Raw genomic sequence first — 12,686 nt, 5'->3', positions numbered from 1 at the left:
CCGCCCGAGTTGCCCCGGTTGATGGGCGCGTCGATCTGGATGTAGTTCACGAACTGCGAGGTCGAGTCCTGCAGGTCGCGGCCATAGGCCGAGATGATGCCGGCCGTGGCCGTGCCGCCCAGGCCGAACGGATTGCCGATGGTGATGACCCAGTCGCCGACGCGCGGCTTGGCCTGGTTCTCGAAATTCACATACGGGAAGTCGGCGCCCTTGGCCTTGGGATCGACGACCTTGACCACCGCCAGGTCCGTGCCCTCGTCGCGGCCGATCAGGGTGGCCTTCAGTTCGCGGCCGTCCTTCATCACCACCTGGATATCGTCGGCGTCGGCCACGACGTGGTTGTTGGTGACGATGTAGCCGTCGGCCGAGATGAAGAAGCCCGAACCGGCCGACTGCTGCTTCGGCGTGGCCGGCGTGTCGCCGTCGTCGCCGTCCGGCTGGCTGCCCGGACCCGGGGCCTTCTTGCCCCGTGGGACGATGTCGAAGCCCTCGAGACCCGGGATGCGCAGGGGCTGGGGCGAGGCCTTGGACGTGACGTTGATCTGGACGACCGCGGGCGAAACCTTCTCGAAGATGTCGGCGAACGACATCGGCGCGCCGGGCGGCGGCGCGAAGGCCGGCGCGCTGGCGACGGCGGGACGGATGGCCGGGGCCTCGGCGGCGCCCGCCGTTCCCATGCGCATCCCCACGCCCGCCAAGGCCGCGGCGGCCACGCCCGCGCCAGCGACTGCGCCCACAATGAAACCCGACTTCCTAGCGGTCATTCTCGTCTTTCCTCACCCGCGCGCCGCGCGGTCCCTTGGCCTCAACCCGCGCGCCCGGCGCGCGGTCCCGTTGATCTGAGAACCTAGTCCCGACAGTAAAAGGTGCAATGGTTCTCGACTTATCTTTCCGATCCAGAAGGCGCTTCTTGCGGCCCCTTTTCGGCGCAATCGTGTCATTCGTCTTCGAGCAGACGCCGCAGCCGATCCTCCTCGTCCTGCGAAAGCTCGCCCTCTGCTGTCTCGCGGCGACGCAGGAGCCCGAACATCAGCCCCCCGCCGATCAGCAGGACAGCCACCGGAGCCAGCCACAGCACGGCGTTGCCGGCCGAGAACGGCGGTTTGAGCAGCACGAACTCGCCGTAGCGCTGCACGAGAAACGCGCGGATCTCGCGGTCGCTGCGTCCGGCCTTGACCTGCTCCCGGACAATACGTCGCAGGTCGCCGGCCAGCTGGGCCTCGGAGTCGTCGATCGACTCGTTCTGGCAGACCAGGCAGCGCACTTCGCGGAACAGCGCGCGGGCGTGGGCCTCTTGGGCGGGGTCGGCCAGCCGCTCCGACGGCTCGGAGGCGCCGGCCATCAGGGCGATGGAGGCGACGGCGATGGCGAGGGCCTTAAATCCTCCCCCCAGTGGTGGAGGTGGCGCGAAGCGCCGGAGGGGGGAGAGGCCAGCGTGCAAGACTTCCCCCTCCGTCGGCTGCGCCGACACCTCCCCCGCTAGGGGGAGGATCTTGAACGTCCTCACGACACCGCCTCCCCAGCCCGACGCCCGACGCCCAGGCGCACGCGGCGGTCCGACAGCGACACCGCACCGCCGATGGCCATGATCAGCGGCCCCAGGAAGATCAGCCGCACCCAGGGGTTCACATAGGCGCGGATCAGCCAGGCCGGCTTGCCGCCCTCGCCCGCCCGGCGCTCGCCCATGACCACGTAGATGTCGTCCAGCACCCGGGGGCAGATCGAGACCTCGGACGTGGTCTGGCCGCCGGTGGGATAGAAGCGGCGCTCGGGCTCGGCCCGGCAGACGACGACGCCGGCCTTGTCGACGACCTTCACGATCCCGCGCTCGGCCAGGTAGTTGGGCCCCTCGACCGTGCCGACCTGCGTCAGGGTCAGGGTGTAGGCGCCCAGGGGCTGGCTGCCGTTCAGGCTGAGGGCCTGGGCCGCCTCGACCCGCCAGGCGGTCTCGAACGAGGCGCCCAGCACGAAGATCCCCAGACCCGCGTGGGCCAGGGTCGTGCCCCAGGCGCCGCGCGGCAGGCCGCGAGCTCGGCGGGCGCTCTCGGCGGCGGGAACGCGCAGCAGCTTCAGGCGCTCGGCCAGCTCCAGCAGCGCGCCGCCGATCAGCCAGAAGCCGACGACGAGGCCGGCGCTGGCCAGGGCCTTGCGCGGCTGGACGATCCCGTAGGCGACGAGGCCCAGCACGGCGGCGGCGGCCAGCACGATCCACAGCTTGCGGGCCACGCCCTTGGCGTCGCCGCGCTTCCAGGCCAGCAGCGGCCCGGCCGGCAGCACCGCGAAGGCCAGGATCATCAGCGGCACGAAGGTCAGGTTGAAGAACGGCGCGCCGACCGAGACCGCCTCGCCGTCCATGGCCTCGCGGATCAGCGGGAACAGAGTGCCCAGCAGCACCACCGCCGTCGCCGTCGACAACAGGATGTTATTGAGGACGATGGCGCTCTCGCGGCTGATCGTGCGGAATTGGCCGCCGGGGTTCAGGCTGGGCGCGCGGATCGCGAACAGCAGGAAGCCCGCGCCAGCGGCTATGCCCATCATGATCAGCAGCAAGACGCCGCGCGTCGGGTCGACGGCGAAGGCGTGGACGCTGGTCAGCACGCCCGAGCGCACCAGGAAGGCGCCCAGCATCGAGAAGGTGAAGGCCGCCAGCGCCAGAAAGGCGGTCCAGCCCGGCAGGGCCCCGCGCTTTTCGGTGACGATGGCCGAGTGCAGCAGGGCCGCGCCGATCAGCCACGGCATGAAGCTGGCGTTCTCGACCGGATCCCAGAACCACCAGCCGCCCCAGCCCAGCTCGTAATAGGCCCAGAAGGCGCCGAGCGTGATGCCGATGGTCAAGAGGCTCCAGGCCGCCAGGGTCCAGGGCCGCACCCAGCGGGCCCAGGCCGCGTCGATCCGGCCCTCGATCAGGGCCGCCAGCGACAGCGAATAGACCACCGAGAAGCCGACATAGCCCGCGTAGAGGAACGGCGGGTGGAAGGCCAGCGCCGGATCCTGCAGCAGCGGATTGAGCGAGCGGCCCTCGATCGGCGGATCCAGCAGCCGCTCCATCGGGTTCGAGGCGAACACCGTATAGGCCAGGAAGAGGACGCCCAGCGCGCCCTGGATGGCGATGGCGTAGGCTCGCAGGCGGGGCGGCAGGCTGTCGCCGAAGAAGGCCATGGCCGCGCCGTAGCCGGTCAGCACCAGGCACCACAGCAGCATCGAGCCCTCATGGCTGCCCCAGGCGCCGGCCACCTTGTAGAGCATGGGCTTGGCGGTGTGCGAGTTGGACGCGACGTTGGCGACCGAGAAGTCGGAGACCACGAAGGCGTAGATCAGGGCGGCGAAAGCGGTCGCCACGGCCAGGAAGGCGGCCACGGCCGCGCCGCGCCCGGCTCCGGCCAGCACCACCGAGCGCCGCGCGCCGCCGACGGCCGACAGGCCAGTCTGGGCGACCGACAGGGCCAGCGACAGGATCAGGGCGAAGGCGCCCAGTTCGACGATCATCGACGATCCTCCCCCCGTGGGGGAGGCGACCGAAGGTCGGAGGGGGGCGTGGCCGGTGCGGCGGAACTTCCCCCACCGTCGGCTGCGCCGACACCCCCCCCTTGGGGGGAGGATTGGTAAGCCGGCGCGCCCGCGCCCTCGCCGCGCCACTCGCCCTGCTTCTTCAACGCCTTGGCCACGTCGCGCGGCATGTAGCGTTCGTCATGCTTGGCCAGCACCTGCTTGGCCACGAAGGTCCCGTTCGCGTCGAACGTCCCCTCGGCGACGATCCCCTGCCCCTCGCGGAACAGGTCGGGCAGGTCGCCGTGATAGACGACCTTGGCGCTGGCCTTCTGGTCGGCGACCACGAACTCGACGTCGCCGCCGGGATGCTTGACCACGCTGCCGTGCTTCACCAGGCCGCCCAACTGCACCTTGCGGCCTGGCTTGACGTGGGCCTCCTGGGCCTGGGCCGGCGTGTAGAACAGCGAGATGCTGTCGCGCATGCCGTACATGGCCAGGCCGACGGCGAGGGCCAGCACCGGCGCGACGGCCAGCAGGATGGTCAGGCGCCGGCGCGCCTTGCGGGATTTCGGCCAGAAGCTCATGGGGCGGTCTTCGGAGATTGAAGGCTGGACTGCGACGGCGTGTCGGCCGCCTGGCGCAGGGCGGACAGCACCTTGGGCTGGTCCTTGAAACGGGCGGTGGCGGTGGCGAGCGCGGCGTCGCGCTTGGCGGTCTCGCCGAGCACCGCATAGGCGCGGACCAGGCGCACCCAGCCGTCGGGATCGTCGGGGGACTGGGCCAGGCGCGCGGCCAGGCCCTCGACCATGCCGGCGATCATGCCCTGAACCTGGGGATTGTCGGTCGCGGCCGGTTGCGCCGCGGGCAGGCCGCCGGCGGCCTGGACCTGGGCGATCTCGCGGCCCAGCGCGGTGCGGGCGGGATCATCGGCGGCCAGGCTGTCCAGCAGGGCGCGCCAGTCGCCGACGCCGCCGGCCACGTCGCCCTCGGCGATGCGGGCGCGGCCCATATAGTAGCGGGCGCGCAGGTCTTTCGGATCAGCCTTCAGCGCCCGGCCGAAGGCCAGCTTGGCGTCGGCGCCGATGTCGCCCTTGGCCTCGATGACGAAGGTCTCGCCCAGCAGGCTCCAGATGTCGGCCCGGTTCGGCGCCAGGGTCACGGCGCGGCGCAAGGCCTGCTCGGCGCCGGCCATGTCGCCCGCCGCGGCGCGCGCCTTGGCCAGGAACACCAAAGGCTCGACCTCCTTGGGCCGCTCGGCCGCCACGCTCTCCAGCACCGCGGCGATGCGGGCGGGGTCGAGCGTGGACGGATCGGCGGCCTTCCATTCGGCCACGCGCTTCACATAAGGCTGGTCAGGCAGTTCGGGCCGGCCGATCGCGACATAGAGGCCGACCGCGGCCACGCACGCCGCGCCGGCGACGGCGACCACGACCTTGCGGACGCCCTTGCCGCCCCGCTCCCAGGTCTCGGCCTGGTCCGCGGCGGCCAGAAGCCCTCGCCCCGCTTCCGCGCGGGCGGCCTTCAACTCGTCCTCGGCCAGCAGGCCATCGATGGCTAGGCGCTCGACCTCGGCCAGGCGACGACGATGCGGCTCCAGGCGGGTCTGGGCGTCATCGACAGGCCGGGCTCGCGCCGCTTCGCGCAGCACCAAGCCCGCGGTCACGGCCGACAGCCCCGTCGCGGCGATCCAGAATGCGATCATGGTGCGGGTGTTAGCTTGTTCTGACGTCGGCCGTTAGTGGGAAAAGCGCTTAAGGGGCGACCCCCGTCATCCCGGGCGGAGCGCACGGAGACCCGGGACCTCGACAAGCGCGAAGCTTTCGGCGGTCCCGACTCGGCGCGCTGCGCGCTTGGCCGGGATGACATGGGATCAGGCCGCGATCGCCGCGGCCGCGCGGCGGCGGACGATCTCGGCGGTCTTGTCGTCGCGGGTGTAGGCGATAAAGCTGGCGGCCACGTCCAGGTAGCGGACCGCCAGGCCCGCATCGCCGCCATCGCCCGTGCGCGCCACGTGCAGGACGTCTTCGATATAGGGGTCCAGGCGGCTGTTGAGCTTCTCGAGCACCTTGTTGCGCGAGGTCCCGTAGCCGGCCTTGTCGGCGCAGGCGCGCAACTCGGCGATGAAGGCTAGGGCGCCGCGCGCGCGGTCGAGCAGGGCCTCGTCCGGCGCGTCGGTCAGCTTGGCGACGCCCCGCGCGCCCTTCTTGGCCAGCATCGAGATCGGCCGGGTCGGCAGCGCCTTGTCCAACTCGCGATCGGCCTGGTCCATGCGGCCCTCGCAAGCCTTGGCCATGTTCAGCTTGGCGCGCGCCAGTCGCCGTCCCCAGGGCCCGTCCTTGTTGAGCTCGACCGACTGGTTGAACTCGACCACCTGCAACTGGACCTTCTGGGCGCGCTGGGCGGCCTCGCGCCCGGCCTTCTCGCCGCCAGCGAAGTTGAAGGTCTCGACATGGGCGATCGAGGCCTCGATGTCCGACAGGATGCGCTCGCCGATATGGCTGACTTCCGACGAGGCCAGATAGCGATCGCTGGGGCGATCCATCACCGCCGAGATGACCCTCAGGATGCGCCATTCGTCGGGCAGATGGGCCGACAGGACGTCCAGCAGCAGCGGTCCGGCGTCCTCGCTGATCCGGCAGGCGTCGCTATAGGCCAGGCGCGCGGCGGCGGCGCGCTCGTCGGACATGCGGCTGACCCATTCCGACAGCCTGGGCAGGCACGTGCGGACGATCGGGGCCAGTTGCAGGCACATGGCCAGCTGTTCGGGATCGCACAGCGAGCGCACGCTGTCGAAGGTGGCGTTGCCAGGATCGCGCAGGGCCGCGGCGGCGATCTTGCACAGTTCGTCGAAGACCGGCGGCGGCCCCTGCTCCAGGTCCCATGGATTGCATTTGGCGGCCGCGTCCTGCGCCTCGCGCGGGGCCATGCCCTTCAGCGCGCGCCAGACCCGCGACAGCACCGGCGCCGGGAAGGACACGCAGCCCTCGCCTCGCGCCGCGCACAGGGGCACGATCGGACCCAGCACATTGTTGCGGACGAAGCGATTGGAGGTCTCGTCCTCGACCAGTTCGCGCACGGGCGCGAGCATGCTCTGGGCGCTGGTCCCCGCCAGGGCCAGCTCCAGGCTGCGCAGCGCCGCATCCGGCGCGGTCTCCACCAGCGTCCGGATCAGCTGCAGTTTATGGGCGGCGATGGCGGCCATGATTCCCCATGTCGGACGCGCTCAGCCCGACAGACCGTCAACCATGTTCGGAACGAGGTTAAGGATTTCCGAAACGCTCAGAAAATCGCGCCCCTATCGCCCCGGGCGCATAACGAAAATCTCTTGGCGACAAACCGTTAGCGGCGGCGGGCCTCCGCGACGCAACGTCGCATTGGGATCAGGTCTCGGCGCGCGGCAGGTCCAGGCTCACGCGCAAGCCGCCCAGCGGTGATTCACCAAGCTGGACCGATCCGCCGTAGGCTCGCGCCAGCTCGTCGACGATCGACAGACCAAGACCCGAGCCCGGCGCCTTCTCATCCAGCCGCTGGCCGCGCTTGAGGGCCTGGGCGCGTTCCTCGGGCGGCAGGCCGGGGCCATCGTCATCCACCGTGAGGCGCATCCGCGCCTCCCCGGCCGGCGCGGCGTCGACGCGGATCTTGCCGCGGCACCACTTGCCGGCGTTCTCCATGACGTTGCCGGCAAGCTCCAGAAGGTCCTGCTTCTCGCCCTGGAAGACCAGGTCCTCGGGGCAGCGCCAGTCGATCTCGACGCCGCGCCCCTCCGCCTTGTCCTGAAAGATACGCTCCAGGGTCACGGCCAGCTCGTCCAGGATCGGCTCGACCGGCGTACGCTCGCCGCTGGTCTGGGAGCGGGCGGCGGCGCGAGCTCGGCGCAGGTGGTGGTCAACCTGCTCGCGCATGGTCTGGGCCTGACGCTCGACCACCTCGGCCAGCTGACCGGGCTGCTGGCTGGCCTCGGTCAGCATCACCGACAGCGGCGTCTTAAGAGCGTGCGCCAGGTTGCCGACATGGGTGCGCTGGCGCTCGACGACCTCCTGGTTGTGGGCCAGCAGGGCGTTCAGCTCGCCGGCCAGGGGCGCCAGTTCCTCCGGATAGGCGCCGTCGACGCGCTCGGCCTTGCCCCGGCGCACCGCGGCCACCTCGCGACGCAGGCGAAACAGCGGCTGCAGGCCAAAGCGCACCTGCACCACCACCGCCAGGATCAGGCCGCCGCCCAGGATCAGCAGGGCGAAGGCGGTGATGCGGGCGAAACGGTCGGCGTCGGCGTCGATCGGCGAGCGGTCCTCGGCGGCCAGGAACACCACGGGATCGGCATAGCCCGGCAGCCGGGTCAGGATGGCGGCGGCGCGCAGCGGCTTGTCCTGCGGACCACGCATGTCGAAGTACTGGGTCTTGCCCGGGGCGGCGTCCAGCTTGTCGACCTGGGCCGAGGACAGCACCAGGTCGCTGTCGAACAGCGAGCGCGAGCGCTCGATCGCCTTCATCGCGCCGTCGGGCTGCTTGTCCAGGATCACCCAGTAGCGGCCGGAATAGGCGCGGGTGGCGCGGATGTCGGTCAGGAACGGCGCCTTCAGCTGGCCCGCCTCGACCGTCGAGCCGGCGTAGAGGTCATCGGTCAGCACGGCCAGCGACTGGTCGAACCGGCGGATGGCCGCGCCCCGGAACTGGGCGGTCAGGAAGACGCCGGCGATCAGCATGACCAGCAGGGTCCAGATCCCGGCGATCAGGACCAGGCGTCGGACCAGCGAACGGCGGCGCAGGTCCAGCAAGGGTCTAGGAAACCTCTTCGCCCGGCAGCGGCGCGAGGCGATAGCCCAGGCCGCGCACGGTCTCGATCCGGTCCGCGCCCAGCTTCTTGCGCAGCCGGCCGATGAACACCTCGATGGTGTTGCTGTCGCGGTCGAAGTCCTGGTCGTAGAGGTGCTCGACCAGTTCGGTGCGGCCGATCACCCGGCCCTGGTGCATCATCATGTAGTGCAGCAGGCGGTATTCCAGCGAGGTCAGGCGCAGCGGCTCGCCATTGACGCTGGCCCGCGCGGCGCGCGGATCCAGCCGCAGCGCGCCGCACGACAGCGACGGCGCGGCGTGGCCGGCCGAGCGGCGCAGCAGGGCCCGCAGGCGCGCCAGCAGCTCCTCGGTGTGGAACGGCTTGGCCAGGTAGTCGTCGGCCCCGGCGTCGAACCCGGCGACCTTGTCGCTCCAGGCGCCGCGCGCGGTCAGGATCAACACGGGCGTGGCGACATTGCCGCGCCGCCAGCGCTCCAGCACCGAAACCCCGTCCACCTTGGGCAAGCCAAGGTCGAGGATCACGGCGTCATAGGGCTCGGTCTCGCCCAGGAACTGGGCTTCCTCGCCGTCCGGAGCGTGGTCGACGGCGTAGCCGGCGTCGGCCAGGGCCAGCTTCAGCTGGCGCGTCAGGTCGGGATCGTCCTCGACGAGCAGGATGCGCATGTCTTTTCGAAAACTCCTCAGCCCCCGCTGATGATCTGGCCGGTCTCGGCGTCGACGATGAAGTCGATGCGGCGGCCATCGGCGGTGGCCCAGCGAACACGGTAGTTGCGGCCCTCGAGACCGGCGTCCAGCACCCGGCCCGGCACGCGGCGGCCGATCATCTCGATCACCCGCGACAACGGCACCAGGCGGCCCGACTGCACGCCGCCCCGCGCCTGGTCCTGCTGCGCGCGCCAGTCGGCGCCCAGCGAGTCAGGTCCACGATGCTGCGCCCAAGACACGCTCGGGATGGCCGCGCCCGGAAGGGCTGCGGCCAGCGCGGCGGCGACGAGGATGACGCGGATCGTTTTCATGCTCCCCGGTGTAGCGGAACGCGGCTGAATGGAGACTGAACGCCCAGCTTATGAACGGGCTGCGTCGTTCTGTCACGGGGGCGGGTGCGCCAGAGGCCGCTCGTGACCAGCGCCCGCCCTACTTCCGCTTCGGCGTGTACGGCTTCTGGTCCCGCCAGGCCTGGGCGAATTTCTCGAGGTCCTGGTCGATGGTGTCGGGCAGGGTCACCACCAGGCGGGCCAGCAGGTCGCCGCGCTTGCCCTTGGCGTCGGCGAAGCCGCGGCCCTTCAGGCGCAGGGTCTGGCCGCTGTTGCTGCCCTTGGGCACGTTCAGCATGACATTGCCGTCGGGGGTCGGGGCCTCGACCTTGCCGCCCAGCACCGCGTCGGGGACCGAGATCGGCAGGTCCATGACCAGCGCCTCGCCCTCGCGGCGATAGATCGGGTGCGGCTTGATGGCCAGTTCGATCAGGGCGTCGCCCGCCCCGCCGCGTCCCGCGCTTCCCTGGCCCTTCAGGCGCAGGGTCTGGCCTTCCTGGGCGCCAGCCGGGATGGTGACGTCGATCGTGCGGCCGTCGGAGAAGGCCACGCGCTTCTTGCCGCCCTTGATCGCCTCTTCCAGGTCGATGTCGAGGCGCGCGCGCACGTCGGCGCCGCGCGGCGCGAAGCCGCCGGTCGATCCGCCGCCGCCGAACGGACCGCGCCCGCCGCTGAACATGCCGCCGAACAGGTCCGAGAGGTCGATGTCCGCGCCTTCGTCGACGCGGAAGCCGCCACGGCCGAAGCCACCGGCGTTGAACGGGCCGTTGCCGGGCTGGCCGCCGAAGCCGCGCATGGTCTCGCGCCCGTCGGCGTCGATCTGGCCCAGGTCGAACTTCTTGCGCTTCTCGGCGTCGCCCAGGATGTCGAAGGCGGCGCTGACCTGCTTGAACTTCTCCTCGGCCTTCTTGTCCCCCGGATTGGTGTCCGGGTGGTGTTGCTTGGCGAGCTTGCGGAACGCCTTGCGGATCTCGTCCGCGCTCGCGGTGCGGGAAACGCCGAGTTCCTGGTAGGGGTCACGCGCCAAGGAAGGTCCTCATCAGATGGGCAGGTTGGGGTAACGCCCTCCATCTAGAACGTCCAGCGCCCTGCGCAAGAGCTGATGTGGCATTTTTACCACAATCTGGTCGTGGCGGCTACGCCCCAGCCGTAGAGGGCGTCGGCCTGACAGACTTCCAGCCGCGCGGCGGGCGACGGCGCGTCCGCCGTTCTCATGGCGGCGGCATAGACGAAAAGAGGCGCGGACACCTCGACCTCCCGCAACACGCTGGTCCCATCCAGCACCCGCACGCGGTAGCGCTCGACGCCCTCGACCAGGGGAACCTCGCCGGCCCAGACATCGCCGCCGGCGCGGGCCCGGCGGATCCAGGAAACCCGCAGGTCGCCGCTGTCCGGGCGCGTCCGCAGATGGGTCGGGGCCAGCGGACGTAGCGCCCGGCCGGTCCAGACCGCGCTGGTCTCGGTCACCCCCGCGCCACCCGCCGGACCGCCCGCCGGCGCGGCCCGCATCCGCAGCGGCGCGCCGCGCTCGAAGGCGGCGACCTCCATCGGGACCACCGCCTCGTCCAGCAGCACGACCGGCGCGCCGGCCAAGATGACGCCTTCCGTCGCCGCCCCGTCGCGTTGGCCGCGTAGCAGCCCCGTGAGCCGCCAGACATCGGGCGACACGAGTTCGGCGGCCTGGAAGGCGATCACCTCCCAGGTCCCGGCCGCGTCGGCGATCGCCAGGGCGTTGCGCCCGGCCAGCACCGCGCCCAGCGAGGCGGAGGACAGGCTTGCGCCTTCGACCCGCACGCTCAGGGTCCCGGCGCGGTCGAGCCGATGCGGCGAGGCGGGCGGGAGATCGGTCAGGGTGACGCCCAGGGTGGCCGGCTTGCTCAAGCGCGCGCGGACGGTCAGGGTCTCGAGATCGGCGCCGGCGTGGATCTCCAGCGGCCGCCACGGCTCGCCCGCCGCCGCGACCAGGGGCCTGGCGTCGTCCGCCAAGGCGGCGTCCGAGGGCAGGTCCAGCACGTACAGCACCGGCGGCGGCGAGGGCTCTCGCGGCGGGGTCGGGGTCCAGTCGAACCCACCGCCGACGCCCTGCCCCGCCATGACGGGGAGCAGGGTCGCGCGCGGCCGCTCGTCGAGGTCCAGGCGACCGACCCGCCAGGCGCCGCCATCGAAGGCCAGGCGATCGCCGGCCTCCAGCCGCAGGGCGGCCGAGGGCGACAAGTGGACGATCCGCGAGCGCCGCGCGGCCTCGTCGCCCGCCAGCATCCGGCGGGCGGCCGCCTCGGCCTCGGGCGTGGACAGCACGATCGGCGCGTCGGCGTCGCGCGTCCCTCGTCCCAGCTCGCGCCGCGCGATCAGGGCGCCGACTTGATAGTCGCGGCCAGCGTCCAGGAAGCGCAAGCGCAGAGCCTCGGCGGCTGGCTCCAGCACGCGGGTCTCGCGCTCGGGCGCGCCGTCATCGGGACGCGCCAGATCGGCCTCCGCCAGCACGCTCGCCATCCGGCCCGAGCGGGCCAGCATCCGCACGTGATCGCCGCGCTCGGCCGGATCCAGGGCGAAGGCCTCGGTCAACGGCGACAGCGCATCGCGCAGGCGCATGGGCCGGTCAACGACATAGCCGCCCACCGCCCCACCCGCCTCGCCCGGATCGATCGAAACCCCGGCCCGCGCGCCCAGCGCCCGGATCAGCTCGGGCAGCGGCGCGATCCCGGCCCGGCCGGTCAGCCAGTGCCCCAGCGTCCAGGAACTCCCGTCGGCCCAGACGTCGGCGCGAGCCGGAAAGTCGGGGAACGGCCGGGCGTCCCAGCACCAGGCGCTAGCCGCCTCGACCATCGGCCCGCCGTAGACGCTCGAGACGGGATTTGCCGCCGGCTCCTCCAGCCAGGCCAGCACCGTCTCCAGATAACGCCGCTGGCCGAAGTCGTCGCGCTCGCCGGTCGAATAGGGCGGCAGGAAGCTCTCGGCGCTCTTGGGATCGATGAACAGGTTGGGCGAATTGCTGCCCTTGTCGACGGCGGGGCAGCCGAACTCGGTCAGGCGGATCGGCTTGGACTGCGGAACCCAGGCGGTCGGGCTCGACGCCCGCACGCCGCCGGGCCGGTCGTAGTGCGGCTGGCTCCACCACGACCTGAGGTCCTTGGCGCGGAACATCCAAGCCTCGCCATGGGCGCCGTCGGTGATCGGGGTGCGGACCTGGGCGTCGCGGGCCGCGGAGCTGGCGTAGTACCAGTCGAAGTTCTCGCCGCCCGTCAGGCCAGCGCGCAGGTAGGCCGGGTCATGCGGGCCCAGGAAGCCGGCCACGGCGTCCAGATGCGTTTCGCCCTCGCGCCAGTCGGTGACCGGCGGGTACCAGTCGACGCCGACGAAATCGATGTTCGG

General features: G+C 71.5%; 10 protein-coding genes and 1 pseudogene. All 11 read right to left on the bottom strand.

Annotated elements, in window-relative coordinates:
* Positions 1-764: trypsin-like peptidase domain-containing protein (locus VJ655_RS16915; protein WP_324113098.1), on the bottom strand; the 764-nt coding region annotated here is incomplete at its 3' end.
* Between the two features lie 173 nt (positions 765-937).
* A complete protein-coding gene (locus tag VJ655_RS16910) occupies positions 938-1,393 on the bottom strand; it encodes a cytochrome c-type biogenesis protein (protein WP_324113100.1) in 456 nt (151 codons plus the stop codon).
* Between the two features lie 110 nt (positions 1,394-1,503).
* Entirely contained in the window at positions 1,504-3,486 is a 1,983-nt protein-coding gene (locus tag VJ655_RS16905; RefSeq protein WP_324113096.1) for a heme lyase CcmF/NrfE family subunit, read from the bottom strand.
* A gap of 110 nt (positions 3,487-3,596) precedes the next feature.
* Positions 3,597-4,073: pseudogene (gene ccmE, locus VJ655_RS16900) on the bottom strand (cytochrome c maturation protein CcmE); the annotation flags it as partial.
* A complete protein-coding gene (gene ccmI / locus VJ655_RS16895) occupies positions 4,070-5,191 on the bottom strand; it encodes a c-type cytochrome biogenesis protein CcmI (protein WP_324113094.1) in 1,122 nt (373 codons plus the stop codon). The pseudogene ccmE and the gene ccmI, both read right to left, overlap by 4 nt.
* Positions 5,192-5,359: 168 nt before the next feature.
* On the bottom strand, positions 5,360-6,691 hold the full coding sequence (locus tag VJ655_RS16890; RefSeq protein WP_324113092.1) for a hypothetical protein: 1,332 nt from the start codon (positions 6,689-6,691) through the stop codon (positions 5,360-5,362).
* A 178-nt stretch (positions 6,692-6,869) separates the two neighbouring features.
* Entirely contained in the window at positions 6,870-8,261 is a 1,392-nt protein-coding gene (locus VJ655_RS16885; protein WP_324113090.1) for an ATP-binding protein, read from the bottom strand.
* 4 nt (positions 8,262-8,265) lie between these two features.
* Positions 8,266-8,943, bottom strand: a complete 678-nt coding sequence (locus VJ655_RS16880; protein ID WP_324113088.1) for a response regulator transcription factor — start codon at positions 8,941-8,943, stop codon at positions 8,266-8,268.
* A gap of 17 nt (positions 8,944-8,960) precedes the next feature.
* Positions 8,961-9,296: a PepSY domain-containing protein gene (locus VJ655_RS16875; RefSeq protein ID WP_324113087.1), complete on the bottom strand. Its 336-nt coding sequence runs from the start codon at positions 9,294-9,296 to the stop codon at positions 8,961-8,963.
* A gap of 118 nt (positions 9,297-9,414) precedes the next feature.
* Positions 9,415-10,341, bottom strand: a complete 927-nt coding sequence (locus VJ655_RS16870; RefSeq protein WP_324113085.1) for a J domain-containing protein — start codon at positions 10,339-10,341, stop codon at positions 9,415-9,417.
* Positions 10,342-10,427: 86 nt separating this feature from the next.
* Positions 10,428-12,686 (bottom strand): baseplate multidomain protein megatron (locus tag VJ655_RS16865; RefSeq protein ID WP_324113084.1); only part of this gene is annotated, 2,259 nt, incomplete at its 5' end.

The sequence above is a fragment of the Caulobacter sp. genome (genome assembly GCF_035254145.1).
Classification (GTDB): Bacteria; Pseudomonadota; Alphaproteobacteria; order Caulobacterales; family Caulobacteraceae; genus Caulobacter.
The sequence above is the reverse complement of the archived record's forward strand: the minus strand, read 5'-3'. Positions and strand labels throughout refer to the sequence as shown.

Excerpts from the sequence above, each read along its gene's own strand:
- VJ655_RS16875 (WP_324113087.1), bottom strand. The coding sequence starts at position 9,296 with ATGAAAACGATCCGCGTCATCCTCGTCGCCGCCGCGCTGGCCGCAGCC.
- VJ655_RS16880 (WP_324113088.1), bottom strand. The coding sequence starts at position 8,943 with ATGCGCATCCTGCTCGTCGAGGACGATCCCGACCTGACGCGCCAGCTG.
- ccmI (WP_324113094.1), bottom strand. The coding sequence starts at position 5,191 with ATGATCGCATTCTGGATCGCCGCGACGGGGCTGTCGGCCGTGACCGCG.
- VJ655_RS16890 (WP_324113092.1), bottom strand. The coding sequence starts at position 6,691 with ATGGCCGCCATCGCCGCCCATAAACTGCAGCTGATCCGGACGCTGGTG.
- VJ655_RS16905 (WP_324113096.1), bottom strand. The coding sequence starts at position 3,486 with ATGATCGTCGAACTGGGCGCCTTCGCCCTGATCCTGTCGCTGGCCCTG.